At 35.4% G+C, this 19,199-nt stretch carries 15 protein-coding genes and 1 pseudogene; 2 read left to right on the forward strand and 14 right to left on the reverse strand.

Annotated elements, in window-relative coordinates; genetic code table 11:
- Window positions 1–9 precede the first annotated feature (9 nt).
- The 8 genes from speD to J0J69_RS02520 form a co-directional block, all read right to left on the reverse strand.
- Complete coding sequence (speD, locus tag J0J69_RS02485; RefSeq protein ID WP_055305137.1) at window positions 10–435, reverse strand: adenosylmethionine decarboxylase; 426 nt, start codon at window positions 433–435, stop codon at window positions 10–12.
- 18 nt (window positions 436–453) lie between these two features.
- Window positions 454–1,974 carry an aminotransferase class I/II-fold pyridoxal phosphate-dependent enzyme gene (locus J0J69_RS02490; RefSeq protein WP_238580587.1) on the reverse strand — a complete coding sequence of 507 codons (1,521 nt, stop codon included), beginning with the start codon at window positions 1,972–1,974 and terminating at the stop codon, window positions 454–456.
- Window positions 1,975–2,411: 437 nt separating this feature from the next.
- Entirely contained in the window at window positions 2,412–3,314 is a 903-nt protein-coding gene (locus tag J0J69_RS02495) for a GGDEF domain-containing protein (RefSeq protein WP_212724209.1), read from the reverse strand.
- Window positions 3,315–3,334: 20 nt separating this feature from the next.
- Window positions 3,335–4,201: a hypothetical protein gene (locus J0J69_RS02500; RefSeq protein WP_212723311.1), complete on the reverse strand. Its 867-nt coding sequence runs from the start codon at window positions 4,199–4,201 to the stop codon at window positions 3,335–3,337.
- 979 nt (window positions 4,202–5,180) lie between these two features.
- Entirely contained in the window at window positions 5,181–5,717 is a 537-nt protein-coding gene (locus J0J69_RS02505) for a hypothetical protein (protein WP_055305142.1), read from the reverse strand.
- A 73-nt stretch (window positions 5,718–5,790) separates the two neighbouring features.
- The gene (locus tag J0J69_RS02510) at window positions 5,791–6,501 is read right to left on the reverse strand and encodes a TspO-related membrane protein (RefSeq protein WP_212724208.1); all 711 of its coding nucleotides are present in this window, start codon (window positions 6,499–6,501) and stop codon (window positions 5,791–5,793) included.
- A gap of 106 nt (window positions 6,502–6,607) precedes the next feature.
- On the reverse strand, window positions 6,608–7,597 hold the full coding sequence (locus J0J69_RS02515) for a tyrosine-type recombinase/integrase (RefSeq protein WP_212724207.1): 990 nt from the start codon (window positions 7,595–7,597) through the stop codon (window positions 6,608–6,610).
- A gap of 128 nt (window positions 7,598–7,725) precedes the next feature.
- Window positions 7,726–8,235 (reverse strand): HdeD family acid-resistance protein, encoded by a 510-nt coding sequence (locus J0J69_RS02520; protein ID WP_055305148.1) that lies wholly within the window; start codon window positions 8,233–8,235, stop codon window positions 7,726–7,728.
- A gap of 405 nt (window positions 8,236–8,640) precedes the next feature.
- On the opposite strand from J0J69_RS02520, the gene pulA reads away from it, so the two are divergent.
- Complete coding sequence (pulA, locus tag J0J69_RS02525; protein WP_212725571.1) at window positions 8,641–10,776, forward strand: type I pullulanase; 2,136 nt, start codon at window positions 8,641–8,643, stop codon at window positions 10,774–10,776.
- Window positions 10,777–11,013: 237 nt separating this feature from the next.
- Here the strand turns inward: pulA and J0J69_RS02530 are convergent, their stop codons facing one another.
- Window positions 11,014–12,639 (reverse strand): hypothetical protein, encoded by a 1,626-nt coding sequence (locus J0J69_RS02530; RefSeq protein ID WP_212725572.1) that lies wholly within the window; start codon window positions 12,637–12,639, stop codon window positions 11,014–11,016.
- Between the two features lie 518 nt (window positions 12,640–13,157).
- On the opposite strand from J0J69_RS02530, the gene J0J69_RS02535 reads away from it, so the two are divergent.
- Window positions 13,158–14,132: an IS30 family transposase gene (locus J0J69_RS02535; RefSeq protein WP_212725573.1), complete on the forward strand. Its 975-nt coding sequence runs from the start codon at window positions 13,158–13,160 to the stop codon at window positions 14,130–14,132.
- 851 nt (window positions 14,133–14,983) lie between these two features.
- On the opposite strand, the gene J0J69_RS02540 is transcribed toward J0J69_RS02535, so the two are convergent.
- The 5 genes and pseudogenes from J0J69_RS02540 to J0J69_RS02560 all read right to left on the reverse strand — a co-directional run bounded on the left by J0J69_RS02540 (window position 14,984) and on the right by J0J69_RS02560 (window position 19,125).
- Window positions 14,984–15,211, reverse strand: a complete 228-nt coding sequence (locus J0J69_RS02540; protein ID WP_055304788.1) for a hypothetical protein — start codon at window positions 15,209–15,211, stop codon at window positions 14,984–14,986.
- Between the two features lie 114 nt (window positions 15,212–15,325).
- A complete protein-coding gene (locus J0J69_RS02545; RefSeq protein WP_212725574.1) occupies window positions 15,326–16,510 on the reverse strand; it encodes an MATE family efflux transporter in 1,185 nt (394 codons plus the stop codon).
- A 164-nt stretch (window positions 16,511–16,674) separates the two neighbouring features.
- Window positions 16,675–17,436, reverse strand: coding sequence for a 2-dehydro-3-deoxy-D-gluconate 5-dehydrogenase KduD (gene kduD, locus J0J69_RS02550; RefSeq protein WP_212724203.1), 762 nt, complete (start codon window positions 17,434–17,436; stop codon window positions 16,675–16,677).
- Window positions 17,437–17,454: 18 nt separating this feature from the next.
- A pseudogene (locus tag J0J69_RS02555) lies at window positions 17,455–18,480 on the reverse strand (PfkB family carbohydrate kinase).
- A 3-nt stretch (window positions 18,481–18,483) separates the two neighbouring features.
- Window positions 18,484–19,125: a bifunctional 4-hydroxy-2-oxoglutarate aldolase/2-dehydro-3-deoxy-phosphogluconate aldolase gene (locus J0J69_RS02560; RefSeq protein WP_212724201.1), complete on the reverse strand. Its 642-nt coding sequence runs from the start codon at window positions 19,123–19,125 to the stop codon at window positions 18,484–18,486.
- Window positions 19,126–19,199: the final 74 nt, after the last annotated feature.

Genomic DNA, 19,199 nt, shown 5'->3' on the forward strand with positions numbered 1-19,199 from the left:
TTTTATGACTTACATTGCAGCCGCTTCAATTGGTTTATGTGTAATTAATCCTAAATCATTTTTACTATGTTTTTGAATTTTTGACGTTAATCCACGTGGGATTTCAATCGATTCACTAAATTCAGATTTTAAAATGGTTTCTAAATATTCAAAACTCTTCCATGGATCAATCTCACCACATGTGAAGAAATCAGCAGATGCAAATCCATATTCAGGCCATGTATGAATCGTTAAATGAGATTCAGCTACAATAACAGCTCCGCTAACTCCCCATGGATTAAAATGATGAAAAACAGAATCAACAATCGTTGCTTTGGCTTCTAACGCTGCTTGATTCATTGATTGTTCAATGAGCTCAGGGTCTTTTAAAACTTCTGGATCACAATTGTAGTATTCAACTAAAATGTGACGACCTAATGTTTCAACTTTATGCATAGGTAACACTCCTTTATCTTAAGAAAGATTGTTTTCTTTAATCACTAATAACTGTTTCATTTCTTTATCAACATTATCTGTTAAAAAAGCATGACTTTGTTTGAGTTGCTTCAAGGAAATAATCACTTCTGAAGTAATTCGTTCACCTGGGGCAACAATAGGGATACCTGGTGGATAAGCTAAAATGGATTCACCCGCTAATCGCCCAATGGCTTCTTCGAGCGGAACTAATTCTTTTTCACTAAAGTAGGCATCACGTGGAGATAGTTCAACTTGAGGATGACTCACTAATTTAAATGGGGTTTGCTCAATGTTAGATTCTTTATGATGCTGACTCGCTATGTCTTTAAACGCCTCAATTAAGCGATTAATATTTTTTAATTGATCACCTAAGCTAATCACAGCTAAGACATTATTAAAGTCAGGCATCTCTAATTGGATATTATATTTTTTCCACATCAGGTCATAGACTTCAAATCCCGTTAATCCTAATCCTTGAACATTTACCCCTAGTTTAGTCACATCATAAGACTGATGGTAAACACCTATCGGTTCAATCGTATGCAATCCTGGAATTTGGTTGATTTTATATCGCGCATATTCACTTAAATAAATCGTTTTAGATAATTGTTCATGGCCATTTAAGACTAAATTCTGGCGCGCTCCATCTAGACTACTCATGAGTAAATAAGAACATGAAGTAGATTGTAGCATGTTAATGACTTGTTGAACTTTTTTAACATCAATGCGTGCTTTATTAACAAGCAAAGCAGACGCTTGAGTTAAGGCTCCCCCAGTTTTATGAATGCTCACACATGAGACATCAGCTCCTAATTCAACTCCCGAAGGTGGCAGATCAGGATGAAAAGGAAAATGTGCTCCATGTGCCTCATCCACTAAGACAAGTACATCTCTTTGATGACAAATTTGAATAATTTGCTCTAAATCGGTGACAAAGCCATAATAAGTTGGATTTAATAAAAATACAGCTTTGATGTTTGAATCTTGATTAAGCATTGATTCAACATCAGATGGTTTAACATTACAAGCAATTCCTTCTTTTCCTAGCATTTCTGTTGGCAAATAAACAGGAGTTGCTCCACACAGAATCAAACCATTCAATGCTGACTTATGAATATTTCTCGGTAGCAATACTTTATCGTTCGGTCCTAATACTGACATTAGCATACAGTGAATCGCCGATGTGGTTCCATTTGTCATAAAAAAGGCAGCATCTGCATGATAGGCATCCGCTAACAATTCCTGTGCTTCTTTAATAACTCCTTTAGCATTCGATACATTATCAAGCAATGGCAGGGAATTAACATCCATTCTCATCAGTTCATGTCCAAAATATTGATTTAATACCTTTACTCCCTGACCACGTTTATGACCAGGAACATCAAAAGCTGCAATATCTTGAAGGCTATATTCTTTTAAAGCCGATAACAGTGGAATGTCACGATGTTTTTCTAATCGGTTAGTATCTACGACTGAGACATATTGTGTGTTTAAATCCATACATTTCAAATGACTCACTTTATTCTCCTCCTTTCTATGCAAAGAGATTTATTTCTCTTCCAGTTACCAATACAAGACGATTTGTTTAGTATTTATAAACTTTTTGGGCAAAAAAAAGTTTTTTCAGTTAAAAACACAAAACGAACTCTTTCATTTTTTTGCTTTATCACACAAAAATCAACAACAAAAACAGGATAAAATACTATATCTTGCCTATAAATGGATTTTTATTCACCTTTTATTACCCTGTTGACTGATTACCAGCACAACATCGACTATAATAGTACACTTTTTTTCCTTTAGCAATACTTTTTTAGCAAAAAATATTAAAATTTAATTATTTTTAACAACTTGTTTTATATTACTAAACTTAACTTGCCTCATTCAATCCAGAAGTTTAATTTATATAAACTAACAAAAAAAGACAATCCTGATTTTAGGATTGCCTTTTTTTGTTAACTAATAACACAATTTCTACCGTTATTTTTTGCCTGATATAGTTTTTGATCTGCTTCTTGTAATAATTCAGTTTGTTTTAAATTACCTGATTGACACATTGAAAGTCCAATACTACACGTTAAGCGGTGAACATGATCCCCAATTTTAAAAAAATGACGCTCAACAGACTGGCGAATTCGTTCAGCAACTTTATTCGCATGAGAGAAATCCACATTTTTTAAAATAACAACAAACTCTTCCCCACCATATCGACTCATCCAATCGATATCATGACGAAGGACTGACTGAATCACTTCAACAAATTGCTTTAACACTTCATCACCGACTAAATGTCCATGTAAGTCATTAATTTGTTTAAAATGATCAATATCAATAATCATAACCGCTAAATTCGTTTCATAAAAGCTACTATACATTATTTCTTTAGCTAACTGTGCTTCAAAGTAGCGTCGATTATAAACTTTTGTTAACTCATCCGTATTAGCTAACTCCGTCAAAGTTGTTGTTGTTGAATTGAGTGGTAATGCTAAGTTAAAAGACAAATCAGAAAAGAAATCATCAGCTGTCACTTTTTTCAGTAGTTCCACAATGTATAAGCGACCTTTCCATTCGATTGGCAAGGCAAATATACAATACGCCCCATCTTTATAGCGTTCGATTTTAAAAGTAGATTTCTTGTTTTTATAAGCCACAAAAGACACACAATTGCCACAAACGGTATCTTGTTCCCAAAAATCGTAACAATGACGCCCTTTTCTAGGTAATTCAATTGAGCTGCACGCCCCTTCTTCTTTAATCAGTTCCTTTTTAATGGGATCCACAATACGGATACTATCATATAACCCAATAAATATACTTAATCGCTCACGAATTTCATTAATCAATTCTGTTTCAAACATTTGTCTGTCCCCTTTTATTATTAGATTGCTGATTCTTCTCCTTTTGATAACTGTTGATCTAACTGCCTTTTCAATCCGTCATTTTCTTGGACTAATTGCACGACCTTTGATTCATAGTCTTCTTTTAACTTTTCGATCTTTTCGCTGTGGTCTTGTTGTAATAAAAGACGCAATTCTTGTAATTCAAGCGTTTGTTTTCGTTTTAGCAACTCAATCTCTTGCTCCATTGCCACTTGATTTTGATTCATTTTTTCTGAAAACTTATTCTTTTGCTCTTCTTTCTCATCTTCAATCACATGAATTCGACGATTTAAACGTTTAACTTCCTCTTCTTTGTCTTCAATTAACGCTCGAAGTTTAGTTAACTCCTCTAAAGCTGCATCTGCTGTTTCGATTTTGACTTCAACTTCAACAAATCTCTTCTCTAATTCACTATTTTTCTCCCGTAGTAAATCATTTAAATCTTTTAAATTACGTCGCTCTTCTTTTTGAACAGTAACTTCTTGTTTTAAACCTTTGACTTGATCCTTTAATTGTTGGATTTGTCGTTCTTTTTCTTCTAATTGTGAAAGTTGTTCTTTTAATTGCGCGATTTCTTCTTCTTGCTCATAAAGTTGTTGATTTTCTTTATTCTTAGTTTCTAACTCACGTAATTGTACGCGCTCTACCATATTGATATAAATGTCCGCCATACGCTTTGTCAAACGTTGAAGTTCATCAATATCTTGTGTGAACTGATCAGATCCTGTCCCGATTTGTCCTAATTCAAACTGTGTCAACATCATTTGCATTAAATCTTTATTATTCATCCCGTTTTGTTGTGCCAATTCGAGAAATCGATTCTTCAATTCTTCATCTATACGTACACTAAATACTGCATCTGCCATTTTCTCACCTTTTTTGCTACATTTTTATCTATTATAGCATATTTTTTAGTATTTTTACACCCTACATGTTTACACCTTCGAAAAGTATACATTTGTATACAAGGTATATATTATTTATATACAACATGTTTACAGGAGTTTACAATTGTATACGACTCCAGCCGTGGAATATTATATTCAATATAACTTTTATTATATTGAATATAATTGAGGGGATTAAAAATAAGCAAAAAAAAGGGGGAACAAAGAAAAATGAAGAATAAAAAAAAGGGAAGAGACGAGTTAAATTATGGAAAACAAAAAAACTAACGCAAAACGACAATAAAAATAATGAAAAAGAGTGAATAAATTAAACTGAAAGGATAAGAACGGACAGAAGCGATGAAGGATTACTAATAAGTAAAACGTAAGGAATAATAAGAGAAGAAAAAGGAGATGAATAATAAATCGAATGGAAATTAAAAAGTACAACGTGAAACATACAAGCAATCGGTAGCTGATGGAACGAGCAAAAATCTACAAAATCATCCCGCTTAAAACAGGGATCTATTCCTGTTGAACAACGGGTTTTATAAACTAGTCCATGATTTAAAAGACAAAGAACGACTCATTGGTAAAACAATTCCTCGTCAAAAAGATAAAAGTAACCCCCCCCTCTATTAGAGGAAGATGAGAATTCAGCAAACGGAAGAAATGTTATAGTGGTTAGAGTTACGGATTTGATGATGAATAACATGGGGAACAGAGCTAATAAAATGAGTGTATGAAGACAAGTGAAAGATAAATAAACTTAAAACAGAGCTTGAGAAATGAGTTCTTTTAAAAGAAAGGATTGTCAATCGCATCTTGATTGCTATTTTGAGTTAGCTAGGCCATCATTTAGACCTCTTTAAACCGAAAGTCACACATAAAAGTACTCACCACCGTTCACGAGATCAAAAAAGCGCTAGTTGAAGAAAACTAGCGCTTTTTTAAAATATTAAATCACTAATACGGAAACATTCAATCCTGGATCATCATAACTTCCCCAAGATTGCCAATCCATTTGTTCTTCTTGATTCAGTTGCTGTCGATGTCTTGAATATTCATCAACTAATATGAGTTTCGTATCTTTTGCCTTGTTCATTTCAACTAATGATTTTAATTCATTCACTTGCGAGAAAAACTGTGGCATTAAGACTCGAGGTAAATGATACTCACAAATATCACGGCGATGACGTGAAGGTTCAAATAGGACACGCACGACCAACTCAACTTGAGAAGACGATTTAAACATGTCACGATAATTCATTCCTTGTGAAACAACGACTAATTCATGCTCGTTATACTCTTTACCCCCTCTTTTTAGCGGATAGTCTTGATAAACTTCTAGGGCATACCCCTTTTTTTCAATCAACTCAATCATCTTTTTTTGCAAAATCCAGGCAATATCACGTTGCACCATAAATTGATAAGTTGGATAGTCCTGCTGTAACGCTTGTACCGATAATTCTAAAATTTCTTTTGCTAAAGACATAACTTCACCCTCATGTTTATTCGATTAATTCATCCTATTCACAAGAGTAAAAAATTATTATAAAATGTTTGAATCATTTTGAAGATAGATTTTTATTTCGATCGAGCATCCATCCAATTAATAAAATGACCCCACAGCAGATGGTAAAAATCACTGGCTGATCTAAATTTTTAATGCCAATCGCTATATAGGCCCATATAAAGACTAATGGATATAAAAAATCATTCTGACTAATATTAAACGCAATCGCTATAAATCCAGCAAACATTAAAATAAAAACAGCCCAAAAGACTTCAGGTAATCCTAATAAATTTGCAAATCCCGCTGCTTTTAAAACAATTGAGATTTCAACAATAGTGGCAATAGATAACCATCCTAAATAAATCGAGAATGGTGCTCGAAAAAATAAAGATTTCTTTTTGGCATGTTGACATGAAAGATAAGAACCCATCGCACTAATCAAAGCTCCTACTATAAATAAAGACGCAAAAGGTTGTCCCGCTAATAAAGATCCTCCTGCACATAAAAGACTAATCGGTAAAAAACGACTTACTTTCATATAACCCTCATCATACGGGGTTGACTTTAATCCAAACTTAATGATCCAGATTCCTAAAAGAACATAAATGAGTACCCAAATTAAAAATGCATAGCCAGCAGGTGTAATAAGAGGTTGGGCATCTGGAACTGAAAAGGCTGTTGCTCCATTCACTAAAGTCGATGTAATTAATAAAAAGCTATAACTAACTAAATTAAATAATGTAAATAGATATTTTTTGTTCATAACTTCCTCTCCTCATTCATTAGACTCACAGTTAATCATATGTTGGATTGAAAGAAATTCGAACGAAAATGATGAATAATAAAAAAAGCTTAGTAATCTAAGCTTTTTACCTATTAAATTCTATATCATCTAATCGAATAAAATCTCCTGCATTCTCTTTTAACTTATCAATCGAGTGAACATAACGGTTAGTTGTGGCAATATTTTGATGAGCTGCAAAATCACGAACCTTTTCAATACTTGCCCCACCTGTAATCGCTAAAGTAATCGCCGTATGTCTGGTTGAATGAACCTTTAAATGCTTATTAATATCTGCCTTTTTACAGGCAGCTTTAATCATGTAATTTAATGAACTTGGATCTAACTTCTCATTATTTCGTTTATTTCTTGAATGACCAATAAACAAATAAGCTTCTGCATGATCATTAAAATTACGGTCCGTTCGCTTCACATAATCATAAATGAGCGATTTAACTATCGGTTGAATCTTAACCATATCCTTTTTACTTCCTTTTCGGATGACATGAATGACATCATATTCCCCATACTTTGCGATATCTTTTAATTTAATATTAATAAGTTCTGATTTACGGAGTGCTGTCGTCAATGCTAAATACATGATGGTCTTATTACGAAGATCTAAAATCTTCTTCGTATCAAAGACACTTAATAACTTCACACATTCTTCAGACGTTAGAAACTCAGTTTCTTTAGAATTCACTTTCGGCTTTTCATCGCGAAGATTTCCAAATGGGTTAAAATATAATAACGCTCTTCCCGTTCGGTTATCTTGATATTTTAACAGCCATTTATAGAGTGAACTTAAAGAGGAGACTTTACGGTTAATCGTCGCTGAGGCACAACCTTTTCCTTTTAAATCTAATAAATAATGTTCAACATCAAACATATTGACAGCCACAATTTGTTCTAGCGTAATCTCCTCAATTTTTTCAACTTGAAAAAAGTCTAAAATATCACGTTCATATGAAATAGCTGTATATTTACTACTACTTCCTTTTAAATTTAAAAAATGGCGAATAAAATGAGTTTTTTGTCGCTCACCTACCGCCCGATTTTGGGTTAATACTAGTTCCATTACGTTTCACCATCTCTGTTTCATATAAGTCAAAATTTTAAACGATCTAGATTATTTATCAGTTTATAGAGTATTCCTATCATAACACAAATTTGACCAATTAAAAAGAACCTAAGTACTAGGTTCTTTTATCTAAAAGTATCTTTTAATTTAACTCCAAGGTATATCTCGCCTAAAGCAGTCACAATTAAAGCCGTTCCAATAAAATAAGGCGCTGTTATCAATGCTGAAAAAGGTTGAAAGACGACAATGGCACCAAAAATAACTAAAATAGCATTTGAAACGGTATAAATATTGAATCCAAAATATCCATTTCTAATCGAGATAAACATTAAATAAACACCTCGAACAAGAACCCATATTCCATAAATCAAGACTAGAAGATCTAAGGTTGAAATGGGATATAACCATAATACCAGTCCAAATAAAATATTAATGACACCATTAAAGATATAAAACCATTTTCCTTCGCGAGTCCCACTACGAATAATTGTTAAAACCCCAACAATGATAAAGAGTACTGCGATAAGAGTGCTCAAGCTAATAATACTCTGAAGCGGGAAGATAAAAAATAATAATCCAATAATAGCAAAAATGATCCCTTCAATAATAAACATCTTCTCTAAATACGTCGTCATATCTTGACTCCTTTCTATTCAAATGCCTTACATCATCGTTTCATATCACCTTCTCCATTTATTAGAGCAAGATGACTTCTCTTTTCTTGCAATACAACATGATGATCTAATTTTGGAAAACTCGTCATTTAATGAACAGACATCGTATCCTTTATGACAATTGAATATCTTTTAAAATTAAACAACGAGAGACAGTGACTTCATCTTTTCCAAAACCTAAGATTAGTATGTGACAGATAGTGCCATTTTATAATTAGGAAATCGACATCAACTATTGCCCCGTACTCCACGACGATTTAAACGAACATCATGTAAAGCGTTACAGCACAACAATCAATAAAAACCCTTTCAAATTAAGCGTTCTTTCGGTATAATGAAGTGAACATTAAGATGAGGGGGATTTTTATGCGTAAACTTCAAACATTTGAAGCTTATTTAGACACATTTGAAACCATTACAGCTTATTTAAATAAGAGTTATTACCAGGGGGAAAGTCAGTCCTTTCGATTAAAAGATGAAACATCAACGACAACGTTACTGAACATCTTAAAAACAGTCGATGAAGGCGAGTATATGAAATATATCTTAGAAACTCCTATTCTCGAGTTAGGAAAAAACTATAAGGTGACTGATGATCATAACCTAGCTGTGCCACTACAATATGGATATGTTGTCAGAACAAAGGAATTTGATGAGGCCTTTTATTATGATGGACATGATTTAGGTGTAACCTATACGAAGGAAGCTAGTACCTTTAAAGTTTGGTCACCAATCGCAACTCAAGTTAAAGTTGAAGTTCAAACAAAGGATGGGATTGAAACTTACGATTTAACAAAGGGAGATAAAGGAGTTTGGTCGATTACAATTTCTCAAGATTTAGAGCTTGCCTCTTATATTTATCTTGTTAAAGTGAATGGAACATGGAATCAAGCGACGGATCCGTATGCTATTGCCTCTACACCTAATCATCAACGCACGGTGATCGTTGATTCTGAAAAAATCAAAATGGATTCAAAACGTGAATTAGCACCTGAGGTTAAATCATATACTGATGCAATTATTTATGAAATGCATGTTCGTGATTTCTCTGTCCATAAAAATTCAGGAATTAAGCATGTTGGTAAGTTTTTAGGCGTGGTTGAAGAAGGAACAAGAACAAGTCGTGGAACTTTAACAGGTCTTGATTACCTTGTCGATTTGGGTGTCACACATATTCAATTATTACCAACTTATGATTTCGGATCAGTGGATGAGCTTAACCAATTTGAAACTTATAACTGGGGATATGATCCAGTTCAATACAATGTTCCTGAAGGAAGTTATTCAACAGATGTTCATAATCCTTACTCACGCATCATTGAAATGAAACAAATGATTGCTAAATTACATGAAAAAGGATTCAGAGTCATCATGGACGTTGTTTACAACCATATGTTTGACCGTCAAACATCATCTTTTGAAAACATCATGCCAAACTACTATTTCAAACTTGGTGACAATGGTGAAATTTCAAACGGTTCATTCTGTGGAAACGATGTGGATTCATTACGCCCGATGTGTCGTCAATTCATTGTCGACTCTTGTAAAATGTGGGTTAAAGAATATGGATTTGATGGATTCCGCTTCGACTTAATGGGAATTTTAGATACAGAAACAATGAATCAAATCGCTGATGAGTGTCAGGCCATTGATGCTTCAGTCATGGTTTATGGTGAAGGATGGAACATGCCATCCATCATGCCAGAAGAAGCAAAAGCGATGATGTATAATAACAAAAAAATGCCAAAAATCGCCCACTTCAACGATCGTTTTGGACGTGGAATTAAAGGATCTCCATTTGAATATGAAATGTCTGATATTGGATATGGTTTAGGATATACAGGAGACATTAATCGTGCGATGAATGTCGTAGCAGGTTCTTGTACGGACATCGGAATGGAAGCATTATTTGTCGAGCCAACGATGACGTTAAACTATGTTGAATGTCACGATAATATGACATTGTTTGATAAAATTATGTTATCAAACCGTTGTGAATCATTAGAAACACGTTTAAAACGTCAAAAAATGATTACGGCTTTAATTCTGGTCTCTCAAGGCATTGCCTTCTTACATGCAGGACAAGAATTTAACCGCACAAAAGATGGCGATCATAACTCTTACATGTCACCAGATAGCGTTAATCAATTCGACTGGGACCGCAAAGATGAATACATCGAAACGGTAGAATTCGTCAAAGGATTTATTAACTTACGTAAAGAACTTAAAGCCCTACGCTTAAACACAGCAGAAGAAATCAAACAACACGTCACAGTTAACAAATTAGAGGATCGTATCATTGAGTACACCATCTCTGATGTTAAAGCTTATGGACCATACGAAGAAATTAAAATCTTTATCAACCCAACACACGAACCATTTAATATAAACCTTGAAAAAGAATATCTCATTGTTGCAGACCAAAGTGGACTTTTGAAACAACATCTAAAATCGGATCAAATAACGATTAATGCGATTGAATTGAAAGTTCTTGCTATTTAATAAAAACATAACTAGCTACTATGAATTTTTTCAGGATAGTAAAAAAGATCTCAACTTTAACCCCATAACTATCAAATTATTAAACGCATTATAAATAGATTTTTACTTAATCTATTAAAAATATAATAAAAAAGCAAGTTTTCTTATAAAAAGGCCCTATTAAGTAAGTTATTTTAACTACTTAACAGGGTCTTTTTTATATGACATGTTATTTAAAGATAAGAATTAAATTAATCCTTACTCGACAGAAAATGAGACATCATCAATATCTACTTCTTTTAAACCGCTTGTGTCAGAGGTTATAACAAATTTAATTTCTGCAAATTGTGCTCCTATTGGTGCTATTGGAGTAATTGCTCGATAGTACCCAAAGGAGCGATTACTATTTTGTAAGTCTTGATTTCTGACAGAGATAGTTAACGAATTTGATAATGGGTTTTGATTCATATCCAAAAATGTAACTGTTGCGATTAGGCCTACATTTTGACCTTCCGCATGTGCAAAGAATGAAAAGTTATAAAAGCATCCTGGATTAATATTCTCCACTATTTGAGACAAATTAGTATTTGGATTATCTCCAAAAGTTAACGATACAGAAAACTGTCCTGAATGAACTCTACCTTGCGCCATCTCTTGACTTATTCGACTCGGTGTTGTACTAGTCCAATCTATTGGAACTTTTGGATTATCTCCTCCTGGGAATAACTCCATTCCTCCATTTTCAACCATTTCGCCCAATGATTTACATTCGCATTCACATTGACCGGTTGGTCCTGTTGGTCCAGTTGCCCCTCTTAGACCGGTTGCTCCGGTTGGTCCGGTTGAACCTGTTAGACCAGTTGCTCCGGTTGGTCCCGTTGGTCCTGTTGCTCCGGTTGGTCCCGTTGGTCCAGTTGCTCCGGTTGGTCCTGTTGGTCCTGTTGGACCGGTTGAACCTGTTAGACCAGTTGCTCCGGTTGGTCCCGTTGGTCCTGTTGCTCCGGTTGCTCCCGTTGGTCCTGTTGGACCGGTTGCTCCGGTTGGTCCGGTTGCTCCCGTTGGTCCGGTTGCTCCTGTTGGTCCGGTTGCTCCGGTTGGTCCGGTTGCTCCCGTTGGACCAGTTGCTCCTGTTGGTCCGGTTGCTCCTGTTGGTCCGGTTGCCCCTGTTGGACCGGTTGGTCCGGTTGCTCCTGTTGGTCCGGTTGCTCCTGTTGGTCCGGTTGCTCCCGTTGGACCAGTTGCTCCGGTTGGTCCGGTTGCTCCTGTTGGTCCGGTTGCTCCTGTTGGTCCGGTTGCTCCCGTTGGACCGGTTGCTCCCGTTGGTCCGGTTGCTCCTGTTGGTCCGGTTGCTCCTGTTGGACCGGTTGCTCCTGTTGGGCCGGTTGCCCCTGTTGGACCGGTTGCTCCTGTTGGACCGGTTGCTCCCGTTGGACCGGTTGCTCCCGTTGGACCGGTTGCTCCCGTTGGTCCGGTTGGACCTGTTGGACCGGTTGCTCCCGTTGGACCGGTTGGACCTGTTGGACCGGTTGCTCCTGTTGGACCGGTTGCTCCTGTTGGACCGGTTGCTCCTGTTGGACCGGTTGCTCCTGTTGGACCGGTTGCTCCTGTTGGACCGGTTGCTCCCGTTGGTCCTGTTGGGCCGGTTGCTCCCGTTGGTCCTGTTGGGCCGGTTGCTCCTCTTCGTCCTCTTGGCCCCTGTGGACATACTATATGTTCACAACATTTCCGCTCACAACAATTTCTACGTGATCTACAAGGATCATCACAATTTCTACGTGATCTACAAGGATCATCGCATTCATAATCTGATGAATATGAATCACAATGATCGCTTGTATTTGATATATATATACTGCGATAAGGATCATAATTATCCTTAGACATGAAATTCACCTCGGTAGTTTCAGTTATTTTAATTGTGTTAAATCACCTTGATTAGAAATACGAATTTTCCTATTAATACTTCTAATACTATGATATTTAATGAAGTGGATTTATTCACTTCTTAATATATTATGAAAGTTCTCCCTAAATGGAAGTGTTAAATTACTCAATTTGAATGTTAAAACTTCATTCCTTAAATTGATTAAATGTTACTAATTACAAATCAATCGAAAATTTTATCAAATATCCTATTACATAAAAGGAGACATAATATCATATTGCGAATCTAATACTCCTTAAATTATTTCATAGAATATGGTTAGGAAATCATCCAACGCTAAAAAAACATACCTATTACGGAGAGATATGAATCAAATATCATCTAGCCTGAAGAATGATTTTATAACTCCTGAATTATATAATTAAGTCAGACAACTGGTAAACGTATTTAATGGTAATAAAAAAGACATAGATGGTACACTTAATTCATCGCCAAACAAATTAAGGAGTTTTCATCTATGTCTTATCATCATATTAACATAAATCAGCTGACAAATATAGAGTCAAATTATTATTTAGGAGTTAACGCTCGTGAATGTGCACGACGTATGAAGATTGGAAAGGATAAAGTTTATACCTATTATCGCTTATTGAAAAAGGGATTCAGTGTTGAAGAAATCTACTTTAATTATAAGCAAAATAAAAAGCGTTGTGGAAGAAAAGAAATCACTTTATCTCAGCAGAAAGTACAAGAGATTCATGAGTTATTAGGTCAAGGATGGTCATTAGATGCTATTGCGGGGCGTGATAAGCTGATGGGTCATTCAGAAAGAGTTTCAACTAAAACATTGTATAAGCTTGTGAAAAATGGAAGCATTGATGCCAAAAAGCTCCGTCGAAAAGGAAAGAATAATCCTAAAAACCACAAAGAAACACGTGGAAGAATCAATGATTGTAAAACCATTCATGAGCGAGATAAGCAGTATCTTAAAGCTTCGATGAATCAAGAATACGGGCACTTTGAAGGGGATACCATTGTTGGTAAGAATCGTCAATCAGCCATTGTCACTTTAGTTGAAAAGAAAAGTAAATATATCGTACTATTAAAAGCAAGTCGTAAGAGTCAAGATGTCAAAGATGCGACATTAAATTGGCTAAATGAACAAGTTGAAATCGGCATCAAAACCATCACCTTTGATCGAGGAAAAGAGTTTTCTAGATGGAAAGAAATTGAACAAGAAAGCAAGATACCTCTTGAGATTTACTTTAGTGATCCAGGAGCACCAGGACAACGAGGATTGAATGAGAATTCAAATAGTATCGTTAGACAAGACCTACCGAAATCCACGGATTTATCCGTCCATTCACAAAAGAAATTAAATGAAATTGCGATGAAATATAATCGTGTACCCCGAAGATCTTTAAACTATTACACACCAGAAGAAATCATGAAAAAAGCAACTGGATTAGATTCACTCCTTCCAATTGCTTAGTTTGTGATAAATAATGGTCTGATTTAAATTGACAACTCAGGACTCAAAAAAACAAAATTTATATAATCAAGTCAATCTAATACCTGTTAAAGTAGATATCTCGCGGTATGTAGTTCTTTACTGGTGTAATGATATATATAGATACCGATTTTTAATGTTGGCTCTATTAGGCGAAAGTATTGTTTTTCATTATTTAACTACTTGAAAAGGATGAAATTTTTAACAATGAGATTTAACAACCATTGATACTAAGTGATTCACTATCAACAAGGTTGTCTAACACAGCTTTTATATTTAGCTATTACTCGATGATGTAACAGAATTTGCCGATAGTGAGGATAATTACTATATTTCAATTGGAATTATGCGATATACTTCTGGGAATCGATTTTTTAAAACAATTATTAATCAACCTTCAAAATCAATTGAAGACTATCAGTTAGTAAGTCGTTTTTGCCTTAAATAACTTAAATTTCCTAACCAAATCGTTCCGTCATAGCGCCAATAATAAATGATTTTAGTTGTAACAACCAAGTTATCTCTAAATATTTTTGATCGTTTATATCAGTTGTTCTGATTGCTACTCTAAACGATGACAAACTAAGTGATGTTGTTCAGCTAATTCGTCTGTTGAGAGTTTCTTTTCAATTCACGAGTAAGCGTAAAATAATGATGATTGAATTATTGAACAGTTTGTCTCGTAGAATAGACCATTTTTGAAAGAACTTCTATACGTATGTGTTAAGATGGTGGTAACTGATAAATAGCATTGCTTGTTAAGGATTAAGTGTGATAACTTCATTCTATAACAAAGCTCCTATTTATGAGCTTTTTATGTGTCGCACTTAATATTACAATCTGTCACATAAAAAAACTTGATTATAATAACCAGGAGCTTCCATTTTTAGTGAACCCTTTTGTAAAATAGCTAAATCCACCTTTACTTGACGAGATGAAAACTTATTTTTTAAAATAGGAGCAACTAACTCTTGTCCGTTACTAATTTCAAGAATACAATCTCCCTCTTGAAACTCAAGAAGTTCTATATAATCTAAAATTAATTGAAGTTGATCACTCATAACATCCTCTATTTCTACCTTCAAATCTGAATTAAAATAAATTTATTTAGTATATCATATGCAATGACCCATAAAATTGTTCTAAAAAAGTCAAACATTGAAATGTTTGACTTTTTATGCAATCGTCGCTTCTAATTCTTTTTCATCTTCGTCGATAAAATGATGATTGAGCCATTTATCGCCACGTAAACGAATCACATAAAGGATGCCTCGAACGGCCCAATCAACGAACATCGCAATAAAAATTCCTGCGACTCCCCAACCTAGTACCACTCCAAATAAGTAACCCAATCCTACTCGAAACACCCACATTCCAATGATGGCCGTCATCATCGTATACTTTCCATCGCCTGCTCCTTTTAAGCCACCAGGTAAAACAAAAGAAAAAGCCCAGATTGGTGTAGCTAGTGCGTTAAGTTGAATCAAGCGAGTGGCATAACTTAACACCTCTGGATTATCCGTATAAAGCGCAACAAAATACCAGGCAGTCGGAATAGAAAAAGCGCCCAAAATAACTAAATAAACAACCGCTAAGCGGGTAATAAAACGAAGAGTATGTCTTGCTAAAGCCGTTTCTTTACGACCAATTTCTTGCCCTACAATTGTGGTTGCCACAGTCGTTAATGAATTTCCTGGAATGTTAATCAAATTAATAATAGAATTAGCGATTGAGTTCGAAGACATGGCAATCGCCCCCATCCCCCCAATAAACACTTGTGTCAGTAATTTACCTAAGTGAAAAATAACGGATTCAATTCCTGCAGGTACCCCTACATAAAAGATCTGACGTAAATAATTAAATTGTGGACGATACAGTTGGATTTTTCCAAACTGAATCGCCTTCTTCCCCTTTATTAAAATCCACATCACATAAAGGGTTCCAATCACACGAGCTAAAGAAATTCCTAAGGCTGCACCGACAATCTCCCATTTAAACACATATAAGAAAAGATAAGTTAAAAGAATATTAAAAATATTAGCGACGACATTACTAATCGCTGCTATCTTTGTATCCCCAGCACCTCTTAAAATTCCATTAGCCATTAAAGTTAAGGCCATAAATGGAAAGCTAAATAATACAATACTAAAATAAGTAATTCCATACTCCACCACTTGAGGTTCTACTCCGTGATAAACAAGTTGAATTAAGGGGCGATTAAATACGAGTAACAATATCATGATAAAAATGGAAATAAAGGTTGTTGATATAATGCCTTGCATCGTAGCTTCATTTGTTTTTGCATAATCGTTACGCCCAACATATTGTGCGACCACAACCGTTCCCCCCCCCCATAGCAAATGATGTAAATACTGAAATAAATAGCACCTATTATAGTTTGATTCACATCAAAACGATATGAGCTTATGCCACATTAAAAATTAATTAAATGACATTTTACCTTGTTTCGTCGATACAAAAAAAGAGCACCATGAGTTGATGCTCTTTTTGGTTTTACTGTTACTTATCGTGCTAACCAACCACCATCGACAGCTATTGTATATCCATTGACATAATCACTTGCTGAGCTTGCTAAGAAGACAACAGGTCCTTTTAAGTCTTCTGGTGTTCCCCAACGATCAGCTGGAATACGTCCTAAAATTTCTGAACTACGTTGTTCATCAGCACGAAGTTGTGCTGTATTAGCGGTCGCCATATATCCTGGAGCAATCGCATTAATATTAATCCCATGTTTTGCCCATTCATTGGCCATTAACATTGTAATCCCTTTTACCCCTGACTTACTCGCTGTATAAGATGGCACACGAATTCCACCTTGAAATGATAACATCGATGCAATATTAATAATTTTTCCACCTGTTCCTTGTTTCATAAATTGATTGGCTGCCGCTTGACAGAAGAAGAAAACAGATTTTAAGTTTAAATTAATGACGTCATCCCAATCTTTTTCTGAAAACTTAACTGAATCCTGACGACGAATAATTCCTGCATTATTGACTAAAATGTCGATATGTCCAAACTCAGCAATTGCTTGATCAATAATGGATTGAATAGGATCAGTTGACATTAAATTTGCTTCAATCGTTAAACAACGGCGTCCAACTGCTTCAACGGCTGCCTTGACTTCATCCATTGAACTAATTCCTACAGCGACAATATCAGCGCCTGCTTCAGCTAATCCGATCGCCATTCCTTGTCCAAGTCCAATAGCTGCTCCTGTAACGATTGCTACTTTCCCATCTAACTTAAATTGTTCTAAAATCATACTATTCCCCTTTTCTTTTTATCGTTTCATTCCAACTGAACCCGTTTGGCTCATTAAATCTTTGACTTCTTGATCGTGAGTTAATAAAACATCTCCATTCATCGTATGTTTTAGAACCCCACATGCTAATCCGTAATTTAATGCTTCCTGATATGTTTGACCGTTTAAATCTAATTCATTTAACACACCTGCCACAAACGCATCTCCCGCTCCGACACGGTCAATAATTTCAAATTGGTACGTTTGATTTGTGGTATACACATCACCCGTTTTGGTATAACAGTACGCACTTAAACAATTTTGATGAGTGGATTGTTGTTCACGAACCGTTCCAAAAACTGCTTGACAGTGACTGTTAGCCATGAAGTAATGAAATACAGCTTTACGCTTAGCATCTACTGATTCAAAGGCTTGCTCTAAGCGGTATCCACCAATGGTTTCAATATCATATAAGCTTCCAAAAACAATATGAACATATGGTAAGATTTCACGAATCACCGTAGACGCTTCTTCAACAGTCCATAATTTTGCACGATAATTAAAATCAAAACTAATCGTTAATCCACGTTCAAACGCCACTTTAACTAACTCAAGTGTAAATTCTCTAATCTCTTTTCCTAAAGCTAGGGTAATTCCACTGACATGCAAATGAGTACGATCCGATAAAACTTCGTCTATATCAAGCGTATTTGCCTCCATCTGGGCAATGGCTGAATATTTTCGGTTATAAATAACATTCGAAGCGCGTAACGATTAACCTACCTCAACGTAATAGCTTCCTAATATGTCACCTTTAAGTTTAGTTGGTGTTAAATCCATTCCATATTGTCTGAGTGAACGATAAGCAGCAATTCCCAATGGATTATCAGGTAATACTGTCGCAAATCGAACATCATGGCCGAAATTCGCTAAAGCGATCGCGATATTTGCTTCGCTCCCCCCATACGTGACATTTAAACTTCGGCATTGTTCTAATTTATCATGAGCCGGTGGAGTTAGACGTTGCATAACCTCCCCCAAGGTTACAAACTTCTTCATTTTCATCACCTAGTTCTTTCTAGCATTTGCTACTTTTTCAACGAATTGTCTAGCTAATTCTGTTACAGCTGCATAGTCACCGGATTTAGCTGGAGCTGTTAAATCTCCACCTACACCGACGGCCACACATCCATTTTTAATCCATTGATCGACATTCTCTAAGCTAACGCCACCTGTTGGCATAATATTCGCTTGTGGAAGAGGTCCTTTCACTGCTTTAACGAAGCTTGGTCCAAATGCACTTCCAGGGAATAATTTAACAATATCTACTCCTGCTTCCATCGCTGTGATGACTTCTGTAATCGTCATACATCCTGCCATGTAAGGAACTTGATATCGATTACATAATTTAGCTGTTTCTAAATCAAATCCTGGAGAGACGATATATTTAGCACCTGCTAAAATCGCAATACGAGCTGTTTCACTATCTAATACGGTTCCAGCACCAATTAACATGCTTGACCCAAACTCTTTGACTAATGATTTAATCACTTCATCAGCAAAAGGTACAGTGAAAGTTAACTCAACGGCTTTAATTCCACCTGCTAAACAGGCTTTTGAGATTTCAACTCCTTGCTCTTCGTTTTCAGCACGAACAACAGCTACGACACCTGTTTCACAAATTTCCTTAATGACTTCATATTTTTTCATAAGACACCTCTTCTACTTTTTTCATTAACTATTAGTTTATTTTAAAGCTTTCAATTCTACTTTATATTTTAAAG

The sequence above is a fragment of the Turicibacter bilis genome (assembly GCF_024499055.1).
Lineage (GTDB): Bacteria > Bacillota_I > Bacilli_A > MOL361 > Turicibacteraceae > Turicibacter > Turicibacter bilis.

Bases quoted from the DNA above. Each gene is read 5' to 3' on its own strand.
- speD (WP_055305137.1), bottom strand. From the start codon at position 435: ATGCATAAAGTTGAAACATTAGGTCGTCACATTTTAGTTGAATACTAC.
- J0J69_RS02495 (WP_212724209.1), bottom strand. From the start codon at position 3,314: ATGTTTGAAACAGAATTGATTAATGAAATTCGTGAGCGATTAAGTATA.
- J0J69_RS02500 (WP_212723311.1), bottom strand. From the start codon at position 4,201: ATGGCAGATGCAGTATTTAGTGTACGTATAGATGAAGAATTGAAGAAT.
- J0J69_RS02505 (WP_055305142.1), bottom strand. From the start codon at position 5,717: ATGTCTTTAGCAAAAGAAATTTTAGAATTATCGGTACAAGCGTTACAG.
- J0J69_RS02510 (WP_212724208.1), bottom strand. From the start codon at position 6,501: ATGAACAAAAAATATCTATTTACATTATTTAATTTAGTTAGTTATAGC.
- J0J69_RS02515 (WP_212724207.1), bottom strand. From the start codon at position 7,597: ATGGAACTAGTATTAACCCAAAATCGGGCGGTAGGTGAGCGACAAAAA.
- J0J69_RS02520 (WP_055305148.1), bottom strand. From the start codon at position 8,235: ATGACGACGTATTTAGAGAAGATGTTTATTATTGAAGGGATCATTTTT.
- pulA (WP_212725571.1), top strand. From the start codon at position 8,641: ATGCGTAAACTTCAAACATTTGAAGCTTATTTAGACACATTTGAAACC.
- J0J69_RS02530 (WP_212725572.1), bottom strand. From the start codon at position 12,639: ATGTCTAAGGATAATTATGATCCTTATCGCAGTATATATATATCAAAT.
- J0J69_RS02535 (WP_212725573.1), top strand. From the start codon at position 13,158: ATGTCTTATCATCATATTAACATAAATCAGCTGACAAATATAGAGTCA.
- J0J69_RS02540 (WP_055304788.1), bottom strand. From the start codon at position 15,211: ATGAGTGATCAACTTCAATTAATTTTAGATTATATAGAACTTCTTGAG.
- kduD (WP_212724203.1), bottom strand. From the start codon at position 17,436: ATGATTTTAGAACAATTTAAGTTAGATGGGAAAGTAGCAATCGTTACA.
- J0J69_RS02560 (WP_212724201.1), bottom strand. From the start codon at position 19,125: ATGAAAAAATATGAAGTCATTAAGGAAATTTGTGAAACAGGTGTCGTA.